The following is a 20766-nucleotide window of genomic DNA, read 5'->3' on the forward strand; positions in this document are numbered from 1 at the left end:
TTTTTATTCATTGAATGAGGCGTCTTTCATGCCTCCCAGTCAATGGTGGCCAATATTTCCGCCCATACCGCGGCCCATGCGCCGTTCTGCCATACGGGCCAATCTCACGAACGGTAGCCCAAGCAGAAGATAAGCCGCACCGACCATCAGTCCCGTTCCGAAATAATCGTAATAGGTGGACGATAGACGGACATAGGTCTGACTGAGTTCCGTTAAGGTAATGACGGACACCAACGAACTGTCTTTGAGCAACGAAATAAAGTCATTGGTCATGACCGGCACAACCGTGCGGAAGGCCTGCGGCACCACGACCAGACGAAGCGCCTGCCAGTGCGTCATGTTCAGGGCGATAGCGGCTTCCATCTGGCCGCGGGGGACAGACAACAAACCCGCACGGTAATTCTCGGCTTCATAGGCCGCGTAATTGAGGCCCAGTGACAACACGCCTGCCATAAAGGGAGACAGCCGGATGCCAAAGGCTGGCAGGCCATAGAAAATGAAAAGAACCTGAATCAGCAGCGGTGTACCGCGAACAATTTCCACATATAGCCCCGCCACAAGCCGAGGGACCGTCCCACCATAATGCCGCGCCAACGCAAGAAGCAGGCCCAGGGCGACCGCGATCACCATAGCGAGCGCTGAAACAGCCAGCGTCATCAAGGCTGCCTGGCCGATCAGAGGCAGGAACCCGACATACCGGTGGACCAGAACTTTCCAGTTTCCACCCGTGGTGCTGGCCATGGCGGCCCGATACCGGTCCCATTCCACCGGGGCAATATCCGGATGGGTATGGTCCCCCGTGTAGTTCTCCATCAACGGAGTCCACAGGTTCCAGCGTGCCAGAATCTGGTGAAGCGTCCCGTCCTTGATAAGATCTCCGAGGGCGGCGTCCACCTGATCACGCAACGCGCGGCTACCAGGCGCAAACGCGATGCCATATTCCATGCTGCCGATCGGTTCGCCCACCAGCTTCATGTCATCGGAAATGCTGCCGTAATACAGGGCGATGGGCGCATCCAGCAGGATCGCGTCCAGTCTTCCGTTGCGCAGATCTGAAAAGGCATTTGTCTCTTCTTCATAAGACCGGATCGTAGAGCCACCCTGCCGACGCAGCATTCGCTCGGCTGTAGTGTCCTTGATCGTGCCGATCTTATGCCCCTTGAGAGCCTCCAGCGTGTCGAGACCAGTTTCTTCCTTGCGAAGAATGATCCGCTCGCTTGTTACATAATAAGGACGGGAGAACAGGACCGCCGCCTTGTGCTCCGGCGTCATTTCAATGCCGTCTGCAACCATGCTGTAAAGATCGCGCGACAGACCGGGAATCAGGCCATCCCAGTCGTTCTGAATGAAACGCGCCTTGCGGTGCATTTTCTCAGCGATGGCATTGACCAGATCGTATTCGAACCCGGTCATCCGGGATTCATGCTCGGGATCATGGAACACGTAAGGCACATTGGCCTCACCATCCGAGGCCCAGGGCAGATCGGTGTTATCCCGAGCCCCCGGCACGACCAGAGCGTCTGGCGCGGATGCGACAGTCTCTTCAGCTGCTACGGCATGAACGGAGGGTGCCAGCATGAAAGCCAGCACCAGTAGACACGCAAAAAACTTGTTCATCACAGGAGCGTCCGCAGGAAGCGCCGTGTGCGCCCCTCTTTCGGGTTGGCGAACATCAGGTCCGGGTCACCGCTTTCAACGATTTCACCAGCCTCCACGTACAGCACGCGATCCGAGGCGGCACGGGCAAAGCGCATGTCATGTGTTACGACAAGCTGCGTCATCCCATCATCATCCAGATCCCGCATCACCGACAGAACTTCTTCTGAAAGTTCCGGGTCGAGTGCGGATGTCGGCTCGTCGTACAACATGACAGATGGCTTCATGGCGAGCGCACGGGCAATAGCCGCGCGCTGCTTCTGGCCGCCCGAAAGACTATCCGGATAGCGGTTTTTTACACCCGCCAGCCCCACTTTTTCCAAAAGTGTACAGGCTGTTGCCTGCGCCTCATCCCGTGAGACACCTTTCACGCGCATCGGCGCCATCATGACGTTATCAATGACGGTTCTATGAGGGAAAAGGTTGAAAGCCTGAAAGACCATGCCGACATGCGCCCGCAAACGATGGGCCTGTGCCTCATTGGCGCGCGTCCAACTTTTGCCCGTACAGGCGAGTGTCACATCTTCAATACGGACAGTTCCGGCGTCAGGATGCTCCAGAAAATTGAGGCACCGCAGGAACGTGGACTTGCCACACCCTGAAGGTCCGATAATCGAGATCAGCTCGCCACGTTCAACATCAAGTGACAGACCACGAAGAATTTCGTTGCCATCAAAAGACTTGGCGATCCCGCTCGCCTGTAACACCAGATCAGTCAGTTCCAGACATCCCTTAACAAGACGTGTGATCATTATACCGTTCAGCCCTCTTAACGGACCTCGCACTGGCTATCGAGACCTTTCCTGCATGCGGGAATGAGAATTCACCAGATTGCAGCTTTTCAGACGCCCCCTTGCAGTTCCCGCGCTCAGAGGGTCTAAGCTGATGAGACCGTGAACCGGACAGAACGCTTCCCATGACGACCCAGCCGCCCGACCCGACAACACCTTCCGTGCTTCTGGATGTCAGGGATATTACGGTTTTCCGTGGAGACCGGCTGGTTCTGGATGATGTGAGCCTTTCGCTTGCGCATGGCGATGCCATGATACTCACCGGCCCGAATGGTGCGGGAAAATCCACTCTTCTCAGAACAATCGCAGGCCTTCGCAAGCCTGATGGTGGCACGATTGAGCGCTATGGAGCACTGGCCTGGCTGGGCCATCAGGATGCTCTCAAGCCTGGCCTGACGCTGGCGCAAAATCTTGCCTTGGCCGATCGCCTGGGCAGCGGAAGCATGGAAGACGTGTTGGAAGCCCTTGATCTGGCATTCCTGACTGACCTTCCAGCACGCCTCCTGTCCTCGGGGCAGAAACGCCGGGCGGCTTTCGCACGCGTCATGCTGTCAGGAGCACCCCTTTGGCTTCTGGACGAGCCGACCGTTGGTCTGGATGTGGCGAGCATCGAACGGCTTGGAGCAATCATGGCCAAACACCGTGACAATGGGGGCGCCATGATTGTTACGACGCATGTTCCGCTCCCTCTGGATAACACGCGCTCGCACGAACTCCCTTCCCTTGCTCACGCTGAACCGCTCTGGCTGTCATGACTGCTTTCTTTGCCCTGATCGACCGCGACCTGCGACTTGCCTATCGGTTTGGGGCGGATACGCTCGCATCCCTGCTCTTCTTTATATTGTGTGGCAGCCTTTTCCCTCTGGCTCTTGGCCCCTCACCAGACTTGTTGCGTCATATGGGGCCGGGCATCATCTGGGTCTGTGCCCTGCTCGCATCGCTGCTCCCGCTGGACAGACTTTTCGGCTCTGAACTGGAAGATGGCTCTCTGGATCTGCTGATGCTCACGGGCCTTCCAGCGTATGCCGTTGCCTTCGCCAAAATGATTGCTCACTGGCTGACAACCGGCCTGCCTCTTCTTGTTGCAGCGATCCCGCTTGGCATTATGCTGGGCGTAAAAGGAAGCGAACTTCCGCTTCTCTTGTTCGGGCTGATGCTTGGAACGATGTGCCTCTCCCTAATGGGTGGCATGGCCGCCTCAATCGTGTTGGGGGCGCGTCGTGGTGGCGTTCTTTTGCCACTCCTTGTTTTGCCTCTCGCAACGCCGGTACTGATTTTCGGTGCGGCTTCGTCCTATGCCGGGCAGCTTGGTGCATCATCAAGCGCCGGATTCGACCTTCTGGGAGCATGCCTGTTTGCAATGCTGCCACTTTGCCCACTCGCAGCAGGCTATGGCCTCAAATCTGCGGTTGGCTGATTTTTAATACGTTAATTTCCTTATTTAATTGAGTTTTTTTCGCTTGAGGCGTCGCAAGAGTCTCAACGGGCGATCCATAGTGCCGCCTCCGGTCCATTACATACTGTTAGAATTTTTCAAATCATTATTGACTGTTAGTTTTGTTCCAACTTATTGATGCAAATAAGTCATGACCTCTCAGCGCATCAAGTCGCTGATACGGCAAAACAAGCATCCTTTTTTGATTGGAAAAAAAATATCGTGTCTAATACAATAGACTGGTCAAACATTCCCCAAAGCGGCGGTGATATTGGAACAGATGGTCAGGAAACCATCGTTACTGGTCACCCCACCACGGCCGTGAACAGTCTCACCATCCATGGTACCGTTACGCTAGACAATAACCAGAATGTGGAGGTTCAGGGCCTCACAATCGGCAGTGCCGCGAAGCTGGTTATCGCCACTGGTACCAACTTCAAGATGAATAACAGCACCCTACCTGCTGGTACTATCAAGGTAGATGGTGGCTCCTTCACGAACACCAACGCTTACAGTGCTTCCGGCCCGCTGACGTTTGAGTTCGGGGCCCCGGAGGCAGGGAGTGCCGTAACAGTCAACGCATATGCTACGAACGTGAGCTTCAGCAATGTTGCGCCCGGCGACAAGATCACCTTCGTGAATTCATATGGCGCTGTGAAACTTGTTGATGCAGGAAACGGCGTTGTTAAGGTCACAAATAGCAACGGTCAGACTCTCAGCACTCTCAACACTGCCAAGAACCCACAAGGGAACTACTACAAGGCTGCAGATTTCAGCTCTTCAAGCACCGGCAACGATTCAACCCTAACGTGCTTTTTGACGGGCTCCCTGATCCGCACCCAGGAAGGTGAAGTTGCTGTCGAGGCGCTGCGGTTTGGCGACAATGTGGCCGTATATGTTAATGGCCGTGAGGAAATTCGTCCTGTCACATGGGCCGGCCATCGTCACATGACGGTTCATGCTGGCGCTCCTGCTGACGAAGCGGGATACCCGGTCCGCATCATGAAAGATGCTATCGCATCCGGCGTACCCCACACGGACCTGCTGGTAACCCCGGAGCATTGCCTGTTCCTTGATGGGCAGTTTGTTCCGGCTCGTATGCTGGTGAACGGTCGTTCCATCCATTACGACATGAGCATCACGTCATACGACTACTTCCACATCGAGACGGCAGATCACTCGGTCATCATGGCAAATGGCCTGCTCACCGAGAGCTTCCTGGACACCGGAAACCGTGGCAGCTTCCAGCAGGACGGAAACGTCTTCAGCATTGGTAGCAACGTCAAGAACTGGGCCGACAATGCCGCCGCACCTCTGACGACGGATCGTGCAGCGGTAGAGCCTCTGTTCCGCGACATCGCAGCGCGCGCAGACATGGCCGGCCTTGAATCCGTTGTCGCCGACACGGTCCTGACAGAGGATGCAGACCTGCACCTCATGACGGAAGACGGAACCGTCATTCGCAAGATGCGTGAAACCAATGGCTACGCCATGTTCATGCTTCCGCAGAATGTCCACTCCGTACGTCTGATGTCCCGCACCAGCCGTCCGTCCGACATTGTCGGTCCGTTCGTTGATGACCGCCGTCAGCTTGGCGTGCTCGTTGGCCATATTGCTCTTTATGATGCTGGCAGCACCTCTGCGCTTTCTGCTCACCTGACGGAAAGCGAGCTTGCTGGCTGGAGCGTACAGGAAGGCAAGGCGTCTCGCTGGACCACAGGGAACGCTGAGATCCAGATCCCGAACCGCGCTTCCCATAGCATTGCCATGCTGGGTGTGCAGATCCTGTCCAACAGTTCCTACGTGCTGGCGACAGAAGATAAGGTCACGGCTCTGACAGCCTGATCCGCTTCTTCACGGCAGACCACGAAGCGCCAGCCCCTCCCGGGCTGGCGTTTTTTGTTTTCTCGGCATCAAAACGCACCTGCCGTCTCGACGGCGATATGAAACCGCAGCATCATCGAAGGACAGTTCATATCAAGAAGTCCTTCACATCATGCGGTTTTCCCTCCGACGTTCCCTTCTCTCATGCGCGGCTCTTCTGGGGTGCACCTACGGTCTGACCGCTCAGGCTGAGCCCGGTTACTTCAGGGAGCCGTCAGTCACGGGGCAGACCGTTCTTTTCAGCGCGGAACAGTCAGTCTGGAGTGTGCCCCTGACGGGAGGCACGGCCCAGCGCCTGACCAGCGCGCCTCATGGCGCCAATGCTGTTGACCCACAACCTGTCCTCTCGCCCGATGGCAAAGAAATCGCATTTCTGGCGAATTTTGATGGGCCGACAGAGCTCTACATCATGCCAAGTTCTGGCGGCACGCCCCGACGTATGACGTTTGAAAACGCGCCGAAACTTCATATCGCCGGATGGGATGCTCATGCAGGCATCCTTTACTCCATGCCGGACGCAACTGGCCCTTACTACAGCTACAATGTCGCAACTCTGGACCCAAAAACGGGTGCAAAGCACATCTATCCGCTTGCCAACGTCAATGACGCTTCCATTAGCCCGGACGGTAAATGGCTGTATGCCGTGCGGTTCGGGCTTGCGGTAACAGGCGATCATATGCGGGCCTATCGTGGAGGAGCACTCTCGCAACTCTGGCGGTTTGATCTTCAGTCCGGAACCGAGGCCGAACGTATTGGCACACGCACAGCGAACCTCATTCGCCCCATGCCGTGGCGAGATCGTCTGATCGTCATTTCCGACGAAAACGGGCGTTACAACCTCTGGAGTACCGCCACAGACGGGACAGATGCCCGACAGCTGACCCATTTTACGGATTACAGCATTCTGGAAGCATCACTCTCAGGCGACCATGTTGTGTTCCGCAAAGGAGCAGACCTCTTTTCGCTTGATCTGACCTCAGGCGAGAGCCACCAGATCCCCGTTAATTTGGTCTCGGACAATGCACCTCGCGCACCATACTGGCTGGATCGACCAACCCGCTTCACCACGTCGGAGACCATTTCTCCCAAAGGCGATGCCGCCATCTTCACGATGCGCGGCCACACGGTCGTGGCAGCAGCATCCCCGCGGCGTCTGATCGTCCTTCCCACCCCGGACAATGTCCGCCTGCGCCTTGCCCGGGTGACGCCGGATGGCAAGTCCGTCATTGCGTTCAGTGATGCGGGTGGAGAATCTGCTCTGTGGCGTTTTGCAGCAGATGGCAGCGGCAAGGGAGAAGCACTCAGCCAGCCATCGTCAACCGAACCTGTTGCTCTCGAAATCTCACCAGACGGAAAATACGCCGCGCATACGGATCTGCTGGGGCGCCTGTGGTTGCTCAACCTTTCCAGCAAAGCTGAGAAGCTGGTTGATGATGCCACTCAGGACGGTACGAACGTTTTCGATTCCCTTTCATGGGCCGCAGACGGAAAGGCCCTCGCCTTCGTGCGCACGCGCGGTTCTAATCTGCGACGTCAGATTGCCCTGTATTCTCCGGAAACAGGACGGACGGAGTGGGTGACGAGCGATCGTTACGAATCCTATAGCCCAAGCTTCTCCCCAGATGGGAAATGGTTGTGGTTCCTGTCTGATCGCACATTCTCGCTGGCTAACGGTTCTCCCTGGGGAGACCGCAATCTGGGACCGGCGTTTCCACATCGTACAGGCATCTATGCCCTCGCACTCCAGGCCGGAGAACGCTTTCCTTTCCAGGCCCCAACCGAGCTGGATCATGATGACAGCAAGGAAAAGAGCGACAAGAAAGATGAGAAGAAGGACGCTCCCAAGAAGCCTCTTCCCGCGTTTGAATGGAACGGATTGGCAGATCGTCTCTATCAGGTTCCCGTCCCTGCTGCGGATTATAACGGGCTGGCATCCGCCAGCGATTATCTGTTCACCGTGGATGGTACGGACGATGACGCCAACCCTCTGAAGTCCATCCATATCGACAATAACGAGCACAAGATCGAAACCTTCTCCCCCAAGGTTGAAGATTTCAGCCTCTCGGCAGATGGCAAAACGATCATGACCGTGGCCCCTCGCGCGAAGCAGGCGCCGGAAGTTCTTCTGCTGCCGGTCGGGGCCAAGAAGCCTGATGATGTTGCAGGAAAGGCGGTCAGTTTTGACGGACTACGACTGCGCATCGACCCTGCTCAGGAATGGTCAGACGAATTTGTCGATGCCTGGCGCCTTCACCGTGATCATTATTATGACCGTGATTTGCATGGCGTAGACTGGAAAGCCGTTCGAGCCCATTTCGCGCCATTTGTGGAGCGACTTGGAGACCGTGCGGATCTGGATGATCTGCTTGGCCAGATGGTTGCTGAAATTGGCGCCATGCACTCCCAGCTCCGGCCGGCACAAAGCCTCGAAGATCCGGCTGCGAACCTGATTGCCGGACTGGGTGCACAGATTACCCACGAAGCAAAAGGCTTCCGCATCACACATATCTATAGAGGAGACCGCGATCTACCGGATCAGCAGTCTCCATTGGCTGCTCCGGGCGTTGATGCGCAGGACGGAGATCTGATTGTTGCCGTGAACGGACAATCCGCAAGCGACGAGCCCGACCTCTCTACGCTTCTGGCCAATCAGGCTGGAAAACAGGTTCTCTTGACCCTTCTGCGCAATGGCAAAGAACACAAAACAGTCGTGACAGCCGTAAGCTGGCGCAAGCAGAAGTCCTTGCGTGCACGGGACTGGGAAGTCAGCCGTGCTGATCTTGTGGATCACGCCAGCCATGGACGCATTGGTTATCTGCATCTGCAAGCCATGGTCGGCGATGACATGGAGGCGTTCGCCCGCGAGTTCTATGCCAATATCGACAAGGATGGACTCATTGTTGACGTCCGCGGCAATAATGGTGGCAACATTGACAGTTGGGTTCTGACGCAGCTCATGCGCCGGTCCTGGATGTTCTGGAGCCGCTATGGCAACGCTCCGGCCATCGACATGCAACAGGCGTTCCAGGGCCATCTCATCGTGATTTCAGATGAAATGACCTACTCGGACGGTGAGACCTTCTCTCAAGGCATCAAGTCTCTCCACATCGCGCCGCTCCTTGGGGAACGCACAGCAGGCGCCGGTGTCTGGCTTTCGGACGGTGACCGACTGATTGACAACGGAAATGCCCGGACAGCCGAAAACCCCTATTTCGACATGAACGGCCACTGGCTGGTCGAGAACAAGGGTGTCTCACCGGATATCGAGATCGAGAACATGCCGGTCGCCACCTTCAAGGGGCAGGACCAACAGCTTGATGCGGCGGTTTCGTATCTGAAGAAGCAGATGGCGGATCATCCGCGCCCTGCGCTCAAGGCTGAGCCTTTCCCGATTCAGCAGCCTGATTCACCGCAATAAGGCAAAAGTCCAAGGCCTCTGCACCCATCTGCAGAGGCCTCTTAATTCAGAGCATCATATCCATGACCTGATCCCGCCGGGAAAAACGGTGCATCAGCGCCGCCACACAATGCCCGGCAATCAGAACACCAAGAATCCAGGCAGAAAACTGGTGCATGACACCCAGGATCGGCGCGAACAGCGCAGTTTTCTGAATGAGCGCCGGCAGGTGCACCGTCCACAGCATCTGGACTGGCGCACCGTGAGCAGAGGCCATCAGCCACCCCGTAAGAGGCGTAGTCAGCATCAGTAGATAAAGGCATCCCTGAAGCACGCGCGCCGCAATGCGCTGCTCTTCCGGAATAGTGTCAGGTAATGCTGGCGGCCGATGTGTTGCGCGCCAGGCCATTCTGAGAACAACAAGGATTACAACTGTCGATGCGATCTCCTTGTGAATGGAAAGCAGTTCTCCCTTCAAAGGAGAAGCCCCACGCGGCAACAGGCGCCCCGCATAGAATCCAATCATCCAGACCGGGATAATGATAGCAGCCATGCCCCAGTGAAACAGGCGGGCCAGAAGAGAGCAACGTTGGGGCACAGGGCATCCATTTTCAGAAAAGGAAGAGCTTTGCGCTTCCTTTACCCTGTTTTCCGAAGCAATGAATTTTCATTCAGTGACAGAGAAGGATAGGAAGACCGGATATTCCTCCACAGGACCAGACCGTGATCCATTCCCTCTATCGTCGCATCACCGACCTTGCTGCCTCACCCAAAGCCGTATGGTGGCTTATCATTATCGCCATGGCAGAAGCGTCGGTCTTCCCGATCCCCGTTGACCTGATGCTCGTTCCCATGATCCTGACGCGACAGGACAGGGCCTGGTTTCTCGCAACAGTCTGCACTGTTTCCAGCGTAATAGGTGGCGTGATCGGATGGCTGCTCGGCGCTTTCCTGATGAAGCATATCGGTATGCCCATCGCCCATTTCTATCATGCAGACGGGCGCATTCTGGCATTGGAAGACCTGTTCCGCCGATATGGCATATGGATCATTTTAGGGAAGGGCCTCACACCTCTCCCCTACAAATTCGTCACACTGGCTGCAGGCGCGGCACACTTCCCGCTGCTGCCGTTCATCGCTGCCAGCATCACAACGCGCGGGGCACGTTTTTTCCTGGAAGCCGCCCTTCTCAAAGTCTTTGGGGAGCCTGTGCGTGAGTTCATCGAAAAACGCCTGACGGTGATTTTGCTGATTCTTCTTGTAGTGATCGTTGCAGGCGTTGCGCTTGTTGAGCTCTTCTAAAGAGATAGTCACACCAGATCATGCTTTTTTGGCATAAAAAATAACACAAATACTATTTGAATATAACAGATTCATGTTATCGTTTCCGCGATCGTGCTCACACGGTTATCGGTAACGGCTTTCCTGCAGGCATGCCTGCCCCGTTCCCCTCATGCCAGAACGTCTCCGACGAGAAGGACATGAGGAGAAAGGGACTGCCGGCCTCCGAACGACAACCCGAACGCATATTCCCGCTGTCAAAGGAGCTCGCCATGTTTAGAAAACAGCCTATCTTTAGCGCTAAACGTTTTAACATCCTGCCTCCGGCATCACGCTCGGCAGGTGTGTTCAGTGGTATCGAAGCGCAATTTCTTGGACTGGCTTCTCCCGGGCTTGTCACATTGCGAGCCCCACTGGAAAGCACCGATCTGCCACCGTTACCGTGTGAAGACACTCCATCCTCCCTTTCCCTCAGGAAGGCATGACATTCATGAGTGCCACAGAGCTTTCTCCCCCCCATCGATCAGCCATCACCAAATCCCGCATCCTCTGGGGCATGCCGGTGATGCTGCTGTGGGGTTATATCGCTGTTGCCCTGTACATGACGGGCGACGGCATCGAAGTTGCGTTCCTTGCCAAATACGTCACGCAGATCGGCTTTACGCCCAAGCAGGCGGGAATGCTCTTCACCATTTACGGTGCAACAGCCGCCATTTCGAGCTGGCTGTCTGGCGTGCTGGCCGAAGTTTATGGCGCGCGCCGCATCATGGCGATCGGCACCATCTGGTGGGCGCTGTGCCACGTCGCGTTCCTCGGGCTCGGCCTCGGACAGCACTCCTTCCCGATGATGATGCTGTTCTATGGTCTGCGCGGCTTTGCATACCCGCTGTTTTTCTATGCGTTCTTCTTCTGGATCGTCCAGAAAACCCCGGACCATCGTCTGGCCTCTGCCATCGGCTGGGTCTGGTCGATGTTCACGCTGGGTTACGGCATCATCGCGTCCTTCCTACCAAGCTGGACCATCCCCGCTTTCGGATTCATGCCGACCCTGTGGATGTCTTTGGCCTGGGTTCTGGCTGGCGGCGCACTGGCTTGCCTGACCATCCGCGAAGATCCCTCTGAAGCCAAGCCACTGGCAGCCAAGGTGTCAGTCAAGGAACAGTTGATCGAGATCAGCCGCAGCCTGACGCTGATTGTTGAGAACCGCGATATTGCATTGGCACTCATCACGCGCGTCATCTGCAATCTGTCTCTCTTCGGCTTTCCGGTCATCATGCCGCTGTTCTACACATCTCCGGAAGTTGGCTTCACCATGCCGCAATGGCTGCGGATCTATGGTGCGTTCTTCCTGGTTCAACCTGTGACCAACGTGGTCTGGGGCCTCATTGGAGACCGGATCGGCTGGCTGCGTCAGATGCGCTGGTTCGGCTTTGTCGGCTGCGCAATGGCAAGCCTTGCCTTCTATTTCATCCCGCACCTGATGCCGGGCAACATGTTCACCGCGATTATCGGTGCCTTGTTCCTGGCTTTAACGCTCAATGCATTTGTGCCCATGGGAGCGATCTTTCCCGCTATTGCGCCCGATCACAAAGGTGCCGCGGTTTCCGTGCAGAACCTTGGCGGTGGCCTGAGCAACTTCCTAGGCCCGGCACTGGCAACACTGTTTGTTACCGGCTACGGCACGCAGGGCGTCGTTTACATCTACGCAGCACTGTATCTGCTTGCCGCAGTCATCACCTGCTTCATCCGCTTGCAACAGCCCAAGGGAGCTTCCGCCATGGAGGTTTACTCTTCCGCCAAAGCGTCCGCGGTTCATGAAGAAATGGAAGATCTGGGCATCCAGACTCAGAAAAGCTGAGCTTCAAACATAAAAAAGCCCGGCACTCAGGCCGGGCAATTTTCTGAAAAGACCTCGCATCGAAATGCTGATGCGAGGTTTTTTTATTCTTAGTTCAGCGCCATCTGCTCATGAGCCAGAGCCTGCTCCGCGCCAAATGATGGCCACTCAGAATGCGTCAGCGCTTTCAGAGACGGCGAAGAGAGCCCCATCTTATGTGCATACAGCCAAGTATACGTCAGGGCGCGATGCACATAGTCACGCGTTTCCGTGTTGGGCAGCGTTTCCATAAAGAACAGCGGATCATGCAGATCGGCCGTCTGCGCACTTTCCCAACGGGCAATAGCGCCAGGGCCTGCGTTGTAAGACGCCAGAACCCGTACAAGATCCCCGCCCTCAGGCCGCGCCGACAAAGATGTATGGCTCGACTGAGAGGCCAAATACAGCACGTAAAGCTGGCCAATCTCCAGATTGGATGACGGGTTGTGGAGGCGGTTTACCATGTCAGGCGGCACGGGAATAACAGCCATCCCATGGGCATCATATGTCTGGTGATGCAGGGTGATGAAGCTTGCCGTGATCGGCCGGATCTGCATCAGTCCGTGCGCACCCGCCCCGGATGTTGCAGCAGCATCGAAATTCGATTCAACGCGCGTGAGGGCATAAACCAGAGCCGGGTTCATCCGGAAACCATGGTTCGGCTTGAGACGGGGCATCGGCAAATCCGCACCAGCCGCTTGTGGCCGGCTCTCCCCATTCATGATGAGCGACGCGAGTTGTTCGGACAGATCTTCAAATCCGGCAGTCTGGGCAACAAGCTGCAAGGACCGGGACCGTGCACTATCAGGCGCCACGTCCGTCCACATCCGTCGCATCAGCGCCTCGGCGCGTGCACGCTCGCCAATCTGAAGCAGGGCAAACAACTGTCGGCCCTGTGGGAGCGCACTGATGGCCTCGACGTCAATTTCCCCTAGAACCGGAACAGGATCACGGAGCGTGATTTCCGTTACGCTGTCTGGCAGGCGAGCATGGCCTTTACGTCCAAGCTCCAGTGTCTGAGCGGCGAGCATCCCATAAAATGTTTCATGATGGTTCGCGGCACGGTGAAGCCAGGACACGTATGCCGCCATTGCGTGCCGACGAATTTCTGCACGTGCAGCCCAGAACGCTGCGGCAGCATGAAGCTCGGGCGATGTTACTGGAGCATTCGCCGCCGATTCAAACAGCTCATATGCCGCATCAAGATGTCCCTGACGCCAGGCAGCCAGACCAGCGACATAAGCAGGAAGACCAACCTGATGGCCTCCTCGCTCGAAGCCGGCGCAACCATGACGCAGCGCGCTCTGAGCATCTCCCTGTGAGAGCAGCCCCAGAGAAATTTCTCCGTAAAGCTGCCCTGCATAGGCAGGGGTCATGCCAGGCGTAATATCCACAAGGTGCAGTGCACTGGCTGCGCCCTTCACACCCTGCATCACCCGCTCCTGAACCGTACGATCCAGAAGAGGATTACGCGTGAAGGCATGCGCCAATGGATCCGCAGGGGAACTATTGGGCAGGTGAACTGTTTCAGGACGGTCTTCAGGCGCCAGAGACCTCACAAAATTCTGGACCTGAACTGAGCCTGCCGGAGCAGTCCTTACCAGAAGCCCCTGAATTGCAAGGGCGTCCGGTTGGGTTGAATAGTTCTTCAACCAGTCACGGAGCTGGTCCGCCCCCGGATGAGCACCAGGCGCAAGATAGCGATCTGCCAGAACATCGCCCAGCAGGACGCGATCCGTAAGCAAACGCGTCTGCTCTATGGCTTCTTGCAGGTCACCACGACGCTGCGCCTGCAGGATCAGACGATATCGACTGGCCATAGTGGCCGTCAGAGGGTGTGGCAGCGATACAATGCCGTCCCCACCGAGGCTGGGACGGGCTTCTGCAAACGCTGTTTCATCGCCAGCATGGTCTGGCTGAGGCGGCAAAGTCTGCACACCGTCAGCACGCACCGGGGAGAAAGTTCCACCGGTCAGAATCAGCACACTCACAAGCAACGCTCGCGCCGTGCCACCTGAGATGAAAGGGGTAATCCTTCGCATAGCCGCCGGGTGCTACCCGGTTTCTGGCACGCTGGCAAGTTTTGGTTAACCAGAACAGAACCTCGGACTAAGCGATGATATCGTCACACACTGGAACAATCCAGTGGCAAACACCTGTTTTCGAGTAGTTTTTTGCGTTTTCGCGAAGTTTTTTACCGGCTTAAATCAGGACTTATTTAGTTCTGTATTTTCCGCACTCAATCGCTCCATCAAAACCAGAAGATCCTGCCACGCATTCCGGCGTGCAGCAGGGCTGGCAGCGAGTTGTAACGGGTGTCGCATAGGCAACAGAGCAACCGGCGCATCCAGCTCGGGAATCCGAATTTCGGTCCATTTGCCACGAAGTCGATTCAGCATGGCCTGATCCCCCAGAAGCAGCCGCAGAGGCGTCACTCCCATCGTCACCAGAAACGGTGGCCGACACAGGGCGATCGTTTTCAACAGCAACGGACGACAGGACCGCATCTCCTGATCCGTTACACCTCGCCCTCCTGGCGGCCGCCATGGAACTGCCGGTGCCATTGACAGCACCGAGCGTTCCAGCCCTGCGGTTGCCAGCATCCGATCTAAAAGGTCGCCAGCACGCCCTGAGAAGAGTGCGCCAGAACGATCTTCATCCGCATCAGGTGTTTCTCCAATCAGCATGAAGGGAGCGTCATCAACACAGACTGGCTTGAGCCGGTGCGTTGCCGTCCGTGATAGAAACAGATCATCAAGTGTCTCGCTGGCGCGAATCAAGGCAGGCAGATCCCGCGCCTGTTCTAGCCCGGGCGACGCAGGCGCGGGCGATTCCTTTGGAAGCGAGGGCCGAGCTTGCAAGGGTTCTATGCGGGCAGGCAGACTCCGAGGCACATCCGAAAGGCGGTCAATCGTCTCTTCCGAAAGAACCTCGTCCACACCCCAGTCATATTGCAGCTGTAGCGCGGCAAGCAGTTCTGCCCGGCTCGGAACAGGCTGGGGTGTCATGAAAAATCCGTTCAGGTTGGCGTATGACCACATGCGGTCTAGAATTGACCCATTATGCAGATCACGCGCGGCTGGCCCAGATCAATTCCGGTTTTTTCGCACTCGCTTCGCGCGGGTCTCTCGGCACTTCTGCTGGCGGGAACCCTCCTGCCCTCAGCATTTGCTGCCCCTCCTCCGGAAACAATGCCCGCCATTGATCCTGGGAAATCCCTGACCGGATGGCTGCTGGCGTCGAGCGTCATGATGCAACGCGGAGAGATCGACGCTGCCTATAACGCGCTTTCACATGTCCTGACGTTATCTTCCCGCGATCTGAAGCTGCGCGAAGATGCTCTGCGCTACGCTGCCATGACCGGACATGAAGATGAGGCTGTGACGTTCGCCAAAACGCTTCCAGCCAGCGATATTGCCACCCTCGTCCTTGCCCAGAACGCAGTTACTCGAAAATCCTGGACGGAAATGCGCCAGACCCTGAGCCGCAACAACCATCGAGGCCCTCTGGTCTCTGTTGCAACGCCAGTTCTTCTGGCATGGGCGCAGGCAGACGAAGGCCATGTCGAGCAGGCACTCTCCACCCTCAACGCCGCTGCGACCTTTGCCCCTACACGCCGCCTGTACCAGTTCCATGCCGCACTCATTGCGGAGCGACTGCCTTCTCAACATCAGGCTGAACTTCTCTATCAGAAGACTGGCAACAGCCCCGATGATCCGCTGACACTCCAGATTCTTTACGCCCAGATTTATGGTGGCTGGCTTGAAAATCAGGGCCAGCATAAGGCGGCACTTGATGCCGTAGCTGCACTGGGAGTGAGTTCCCCTCTCGCTTCCATGATCATTGGGCCACTTCAGCATAACCTGAAAAAACGACCTCCCCTTTCTCCCTCTCAGGGTGCGGCAATTCTGAATCTGCAACTTGCCCTGATGATCACGGACGTTATTCAGCAGGAAGGCATTCCTCACGATCCGGCCATCATCGCATTGCAACAGGCCCTCTATCTTGATCCCACCCTCACGGTTGCACGCATTTTCCTTGCCGACACCTTCCGTGACGGCAATCAGATCTCGAAGGGCATCGAGACACTCAATTCGGTTTCCAGCACGGACTCTCTGGCAGCACTGGCTGCCCAAGAGCGAGTCAATCTGGCCAGCCGCTCCCACGATCTTCCACTTCAGGCCGATGCGCTTCATCGCGCGCTGACCCTGCTTCCGGGCAACCCACAATTTCTGGTTCAACTGGCTGAAGTTCAGGATCAAATGGGCCATCATGCCGAGGCGATCGATCTTTATACGAAAGCTCTCAAGGCCTCCCCTCCTCGAAAGGAGATTGCCTGGCCGATACTTCTCGGTCGCGCCATGGCTGCCCAGGAAAACGGAGACTGGGCCATGATGCAGGAAGATATGCACCATGCGCTGGAACTCGCCCCTGACCAGCCAGAAGTTCTCAACTTCGTCGGTTATGCCAGTATCGAACACGATATTGACCAAGACCACGCCTTACAGTTGCTTAAGCGCGCGGTGGAACTCCAGCCTAACGATCCATCTATTCAGGACAGCTACGCCTGGGCCCTTCTCAAGGCCAAAGGCGACCTGAAAACTGCGCTGCCCATTCTTATTCAAGCTGCAGAGCATGCCTCGAGTGATGCCGAAATCGGCTATCATCTGGGCGTTGCCTATTGGTATCTCGGTCGCCACACGGAGGCCCAGGATCAATGGAACCAGTCTCTGGATGACAATCCGCAGCCTCAGGATCGCACTCTCATTCTGAATGCCCTCCAGCAGGGCGGCCCACATCTCAAATCATTCGAACAGAACAAATGACCCGTCTTCAAGATACCGCCCACGCCAAAATCAATCTCTATCTGCATGTCACGGGGCGGCGGCCTGACGGGTATCATCTGCTCGACAGCCTCGCAGTCTTCGCCGGTGCAGCCGACACGATCAGTGTGGGAGAAAAGTGCGATCGGTTTTCTCTGTCTATTGAAGGACGATTTGGCAAAGGCCTTGAAGCTGACGACAGCAATCTCGTCCTCAAGGCTGCCCGTGCGCTTCAGGCAAAAAGTGGCTCCGATGACGCATACCGGCTGACGCTGAAAAAGGATCTACCTGTCGCATCAGGTATTGGCGGTGGCTCAGCGGATGCCGCGTGTACCCTGCGCCTCCTGTCACGCGTCTGGAACGCAACAAAGTCCGATCTTTGCGCACTTGCAGAGCCCCTTGGTGCCGACGTTCCCGTCTGCGTTCGTCAGCAAGCGACACGCATGGAGGGGATCGGGGAAATTCTGACCTCAGCACCAGACATGCCGAACGGCGGAATTCTGCTGATTAATCCAGGCGTTGGTGTGTCAACGCCCGATATCTTCCGCAGCTTTGCCGCAATGGGGGGTATCGTCCAGCGTACAAAACCGGTGCTCCCCAGCCAATGGGCGTCAATGCAGGACCTTGTGGAGCTATTACTGCAAACAGTAAATGACCTTCAGGCGCCCGCGATTGCTCATGCCCCGGTTATTTCTGACGTTCTCACTGCGATCCAAAATCAGCCAGATTGCCTTCTTTCACGTATGAGCGGATCAGGCGCTACCTGCTTTGGCCTCTTCCCAACCCCACAAAAAGCACACGAAGCCGAAGAAGCTCTTACCCAAACTGCTACACGCTTGGGTTGGTGGACATGGAGTGGTCCATTCCATCAGAATTCTCCCGTTGGAACCCCCTGAAAAGAGGCGCTCGAGATGACTAACAACCCGCGCATGCAGGTAACCCGCTCAGAAGACGGGCAAAAGATCATTCTCTCCTTTTTGGATGGAAGCGGTCTGACCGGTGACATTTCTCTGGACGAAGCCCAGTTGAACCAGTTGATTACCAGCTTGGGGATGGCACGCACAGCGCTACTGGAAAAGCGTCCGCCAGCGCCGATTGAAGGAGCGCGCTTCGCTCCTGTTTATAAAACGAACTGGGCCTTACAGATTGATGCCTTGACTGAAGGGTCCTTACTGGCCTTTCAACATCCTGCATACGGTCCCGTCGGTTTCGTCTTTACCCCCTCAGACGCGGAACAACTTCTCCGTGGCCTCCAGAAGCATCGGACAATGGTTCATTCTCAGCCGGGAGACGCTAGTAAACCAAGCTAAATGGACACTAAAATAATTCTACATCAGCGCCAGGAGCATATGAGGCAATAGGACGCCCTCTGAGCAATCCGCGAAGGTGAGACAGCGTCAAATGTTCAATCGCGCGGTCAGAAATTTGCACACTCTGCACATCTGACTGCATTGAAAGGCGATGACACAATACGCTCATTTGCTCCAATTCCTGCATCAGAACATCCAGTCCCTGCAGGGAAGTACCCTCTTTTTGGCAGCAAGCATCAAGCATAATTGCCTCAAGGCTCCTGCATTCTGAGAATGCTTTCGCGTACTGCATTGCCATTCCTTCCAGTAAAACAGCCAGCTCGACCTGAGCCATGGGGTCAAGCTCCACAGATTGGGCCAAACACTGCCTCGATCCGAGATTTTAACGAACTCGTTGTAAAAGGCTTAGCCAGAAAATTATTTACTCCAGCCGAAATAGCCTGCTGCACCAACTCTTTGTTCGCTTGGCCCGTCAACATGATGAACCCCGTTTTCCCAAACGCAGGCGAAGAGCGAACTGCCTTCAACAACTCCAGACCATCCATATCTGGCATATTGAAGTCTGATATAATCAGATGCGTTGCATTAGCCTTCAGATGGTCAAGAGCCTCCAGTCCGTTACGAACCCCAGAAACTTTGACAAAGCCTAATTGAACAAGACTATTCCTCAACAACGAGCGAATAGATGTCTGATCATCCACAAGAAGAACAGACATGGATGAGGCAGAAATCATTGATAATTCTCCATTGCATGCCGCTCAGCTAGCCGCAAAATAGCAGGCCCGATTTCACTTAAGGGAAGTTGCGTTTCCACAGCACCGCACTCGAATGCGGCTCTCGGCATACCGTAAATGACTGACGTCTGTTGATCCTGGCCTATCGTTCGGGCGCCCGCCTCTCGCATTGCCAATAGCCCTTGAGCGCCGTCAGCTTCCATCCCCGTCAAAATCACGCCAACGGCTTGGGGACCAGCGGCTTGGGCCACAGAAAAGAAGAGAGCATCAACCGAAGGTCGATGACCATTCATCGGGGGTTGGGCAACCAGACGGCAAACATAAGAACCAGTTTTTTCGGCCTGAGAAATTTCTGTATGTGCCGGCCCGCCCGGTGCAATCAAAACTTTCCCACGTTCCAGTCGGCAAAAATCCTTAACTAGACCAACCTGTGGGCGTGAAATTGAATTCAGGCGTCGAGAAAAGTTCTCCGAAAACTGCTGTGGCATATGCTGCACAATTACCGTAGGCGGGCAGTCAACCGGGAAACTTTCCAGCACTTCAGAAAGCGCTTCAACCCCCCCTGTAGACGCGCCAATTGCCACAATGACGTTTTGGGCATCCTCTTCAATTAAAGGAGCCTTTGCATGTCCTCCCGGCCTACAGAATGCCGCCTGAACCACAACGTCTGCCAACCCAGAGAAAGAGTCTTCTCCATGCAGTACAGGTATTTTGGAGAAGCACCTTACAGCACCCATCTGGCGCGCCCGCTCTGTGATTTCTCCATAAGGCGACAAAAGACTTGAGACCATGACGACTGGCATCGGACGTAGGCGCATGATCTTTTCGAGAAACTGCAAACCGTTCATCCCCGGCATCTCAACATCCAGGGTCAATACATCTGGCTTTAACCTGACAATCAGATCTCGTGCCTCCAGTGGTGTACTTGCAGTTCCTACCACTTGAACCCGTTTGTCTTGCTTCAGCGACAGCGTTATGAGCGCTCGACTTGTCAAAGAATCATCTACAACCAAAACTGAAATTGGTTGCCGGGACGACATAAAGTCTGAAGATTTGTAATCTAACCGTATCATAAGACCTTTTTGTACGCATTCGTTCCAATGGGCCGAAGGCCTAATTCGTGAGAGTTTGGTATTCGCTCTGAGTGTCCAATATAAATTTCACCATTAAGATGAATTCGGCTAGATAACCTCTTCCAGAGAAGATCTGTTGTTTGTTTGTCAAAATAAATTGAAACATTCCTACAAAAAATTACATGAAATTTTGATCGAAATGGCCAATCCCTTGTAATATTTAATATTTTAAAGGTTATTAAGTTTTTGATATTCTCCGAGATAGAGAACGTATCTGTATTGTTTACACAAAATTTGTTAAATTTTTCTGAAGGAATTTTGGGAGCCTGATTTTTACAATAAATTCCGCTCCTCGCCTTCCCGATCATTTCTTTATCGATATCAGTACCAAGAATTTTAATTGTTTTTGAAGGCAAGCCACTCAACGACTCAACTGCCGTCATTGCGGCAGAATACGCCTCCTCTCCACTAGAACATGCAGAAGACCAAATACGAATTTCTTCTCC

General features: G+C 55.3%; 18 protein-coding genes. 9 read left to right on the forward strand and 9 right to left on the reverse strand.

From position 1 onward, the window contains the following. Positions 1-39: 39 nt before the first annotated feature. Entirely contained in the window at positions 40-1617 is a 1578-nt protein-coding gene (locus tag ABF979_RS09470; protein WP_415559395.1) for an ABC transporter substrate-binding protein/permease, read from the reverse strand. After that, positions 1617-2408, reverse strand: a complete 792-nt coding sequence (locus ABF979_RS09475; RefSeq protein ID WP_064273747.1) for an amino acid ABC transporter ATP-binding protein — start codon at positions 2406-2408, stop codon at positions 1617-1619. Before ABF979_RS09475 ends, ABF979_RS09470 begins: the two co-directional genes overlap by 1 nt. A 164-nt stretch (positions 2409-2572) precedes the next feature. Between ABF979_RS09475 and ccmA the strand changes: the two genes are divergently transcribed. The 4 genes from ccmA (at position 2573) to ABF979_RS09495 (ending at position 9184) form a co-directional block, all read left to right on the forward strand. Continuing rightward, entirely contained in the window at positions 2573-3202 is a 630-nt protein-coding gene (gene ccmA, locus ABF979_RS09480; RefSeq protein ID WP_064273745.1) for a heme ABC exporter ATP-binding protein CcmA, read from the forward strand. Beyond that, positions 3199-3864, forward strand: coding sequence for a heme exporter protein CcmB (ccmB, locus tag ABF979_RS09485; protein WP_086634019.1), 666 nt, complete (start codon positions 3199-3201; stop codon positions 3862-3864). Before ccmA ends, ccmB begins: the two co-directional genes overlap by 4 nt. Positions 3865-4104: 240 nt before the next feature. Next, positions 4105-5727 carry a Hint domain-containing protein gene (locus ABF979_RS09490; protein ID WP_415559397.1) on the forward strand — a complete coding sequence of 541 codons (1623 nt, stop codon included), beginning with the start codon at positions 4105-4107 and terminating at the stop codon, positions 5725-5727. 151 nt (positions 5728-5878) lie between these two features. After that, positions 5879-9184: a S41 family peptidase gene (locus tag ABF979_RS09495; RefSeq protein WP_415559399.1), complete on the forward strand. Its 3306-nt coding sequence runs from the start codon at positions 5879-5881 to the stop codon at positions 9182-9184. A gap of 46 nt (positions 9185-9230) precedes the next feature. On the opposite strand, the gene ABF979_RS09500 is transcribed toward ABF979_RS09495, so the two are convergent. Next, positions 9231-9761, reverse strand: coding sequence for a cytochrome b (locus ABF979_RS09500; RefSeq protein WP_415559401.1), 531 nt, complete (start codon positions 9759-9761; stop codon positions 9231-9233). Positions 9762-9886: 125 nt separating this feature from the next. Between ABF979_RS09500 and ABF979_RS09505 the strand changes: the two genes are divergently transcribed. Continuing rightward, entirely contained in the window at positions 9887-10465 is a 579-nt protein-coding gene (locus ABF979_RS09505) for a YqaA family protein (RefSeq protein WP_415559403.1), read from the forward strand. A 469-nt stretch (positions 10466-10934) separates the two neighbouring features. Beyond that, positions 10935-12302: an MFS transporter gene (locus ABF979_RS09510; protein ID WP_415559405.1), complete on the forward strand. Its 1368-nt coding sequence runs from the start codon at positions 10935-10937 to the stop codon at positions 12300-12302. An 89-nt stretch (positions 12303-12391) separates the two neighbouring features. Here ABF979_RS09510 and ABF979_RS09515 read toward each other — a convergent pair whose 3' ends face one another. Together ABF979_RS09515 and ABF979_RS09520 are read right to left on the reverse strand one after the other, a co-directional pair. Beyond that, complete coding sequence (locus ABF979_RS09515; RefSeq protein ID WP_415559420.1) at positions 12392-14317, reverse strand: transglycosylase SLT domain-containing protein; 1926 nt, start codon at positions 14315-14317, stop codon at positions 12392-12394. A gap of 210 nt (positions 14318-14527) precedes the next feature. Further along, the gene (locus ABF979_RS09520; protein ID WP_415559407.1) at positions 14528-15328 is read right to left on the reverse strand and encodes a uracil-DNA glycosylase; all 801 of its coding nucleotides are present in this window, start codon (positions 15326-15328) and stop codon (positions 14528-14530) included. Positions 15329-15382: 54 nt separating this feature from the next. Here ABF979_RS09520 and ABF979_RS09525 point away from each other — a divergent pair, with 54 nt between their 5' ends. The 3 genes from ABF979_RS09525 to ABF979_RS09535 are packed head-to-tail and all read left to right on the forward strand — an operon-like array spanning position 15383 to position 18453. After that, the gene (locus ABF979_RS09525) at positions 15383-17146 is read left to right on the forward strand and encodes a tetratricopeptide repeat protein (protein WP_415559408.1); all 1764 of its coding nucleotides are present in this window, start codon (positions 15383-15385) and stop codon (positions 17144-17146) included. After that, complete coding sequence (locus ABF979_RS09530) at positions 17143-18039, forward strand: 4-(cytidine 5'-diphospho)-2-C-methyl-D-erythritol kinase (protein ID WP_415559410.1); 897 nt, start codon at positions 17143-17145, stop codon at positions 18037-18039. The genes ABF979_RS09525 and ABF979_RS09530 overlap by 4 nt, the downstream gene beginning before the upstream one ends. A gap of 15 nt (positions 18040-18054) precedes the next feature. Further along, positions 18055-18453, forward strand: coding sequence for a hypothetical protein (locus ABF979_RS09535; protein WP_415559412.1), 399 nt, complete (start codon positions 18055-18057; stop codon positions 18451-18453). Positions 18454-18460: 7 nt separating this feature from the next. On the opposite strand, the gene ABF979_RS09540 is transcribed toward ABF979_RS09535, so the two are convergent. From ABF979_RS09540 to ABF979_RS09555, 4 genes are all read right to left on the reverse strand, one after another. After that, complete coding sequence (locus ABF979_RS09540; protein ID WP_415559414.1) at positions 18461-18787, reverse strand: hypothetical protein; 327 nt, start codon at positions 18785-18787, stop codon at positions 18461-18463. A 4-nt stretch (positions 18788-18791) separates the two neighbouring features. Next, positions 18792-19187, reverse strand: coding sequence for a response regulator (locus tag ABF979_RS09545; RefSeq protein ID WP_202206336.1), 396 nt, complete (start codon positions 19185-19187; stop codon positions 18792-18794). After that, positions 19184-20260, reverse strand: coding sequence for a protein-glutamate methylesterase/protein-glutamine glutaminase (locus ABF979_RS09550; protein ID WP_415559416.1), 1077 nt, complete (start codon positions 20258-20260; stop codon positions 19184-19186). The genes ABF979_RS09545 and ABF979_RS09550 overlap by 4 nt, the downstream gene beginning before the upstream one ends. Further along, positions 20257-20766: CheR family methyltransferase (locus tag ABF979_RS09555; protein WP_415559418.1), on the reverse strand; the 510-nt coding region annotated here is incomplete at its 5' end. The genes ABF979_RS09555 and ABF979_RS09550, both read right to left, overlap by 4 nt.

Source organism: Gluconobacter sp. (assembly GCF_047723935.1).
Classification (GTDB): domain Bacteria; phylum Pseudomonadota; class Alphaproteobacteria; order Acetobacterales; family Acetobacteraceae; genus Gluconobacter.

Excerpts from the sequence above, each read along its gene's own strand:
- ABF979_RS09550 (WP_415559416.1), bottom strand. The coding sequence starts at position 20,260 with ATGATACGGTTAGATTACAAATCTTCAGACTTTATGTCGTCCCGGCAA.
- ABF979_RS09475 (WP_064273747.1), bottom strand. The coding sequence starts at position 2,408 with ATGATCACACGTCTTGTTAAGGGATGTCTGGAACTGACTGATCTGGTG.
- ABF979_RS09525 (WP_415559408.1), top strand. The coding sequence starts at position 15,383 with ATGCAGATCACGCGCGGCTGGCCCAGATCAATTCCGGTTTTTTCGCAC.
- ABF979_RS09470 (WP_415559395.1), bottom strand. The coding sequence starts at position 1,617 with ATGAACAAGTTTTTTGCGTGTCTACTGGTGCTGGCTTTCATGCTGGCA.
- ABF979_RS09535 (WP_415559412.1), top strand. The coding sequence starts at position 18,055 with ATGACTAACAACCCGCGCATGCAGGTAACCCGCTCAGAAGACGGGCAA.
- ABF979_RS09520 (WP_415559407.1), bottom strand. The coding sequence starts at position 15,328 with ATGACACCCCAGCCTGTTCCGAGCCGGGCAGAACTGCTTGCCGCGCTA.
- ABF979_RS09530 (WP_415559410.1), top strand. The coding sequence starts at position 17,143 with ATGACCCGTCTTCAAGATACCGCCCACGCCAAAATCAATCTCTATCTG.
- ABF979_RS09510 (WP_415559405.1), top strand. The coding sequence starts at position 10,935 with ATGAGTGCCACAGAGCTTTCTCCCCCCCATCGATCAGCCATCACCAAA.
- ABF979_RS09545 (WP_202206336.1), bottom strand. The coding sequence starts at position 19,187 with ATGATTTCTGCCTCATCCATGTCTGTTCTTCTTGTGGATGATCAGACA.
- ABF979_RS09495 (WP_415559399.1), top strand. The coding sequence starts at position 5,879 with ATGCGGTTTTCCCTCCGACGTTCCCTTCTCTCATGCGCGGCTCTTCTG.
- ccmB (WP_086634019.1), top strand. The coding sequence starts at position 3,199 with ATGACTGCTTTCTTTGCCCTGATCGACCGCGACCTGCGACTTGCCTAT.
- ccmA (WP_064273745.1), top strand. The coding sequence starts at position 2,573 with ATGACGACCCAGCCGCCCGACCCGACAACACCTTCCGTGCTTCTGGAT.
- ABF979_RS09540 (WP_415559414.1), bottom strand. The coding sequence starts at position 18,787 with ATGGCTCAGGTCGAGCTGGCTGTTTTACTGGAAGGAATGGCAATGCAG.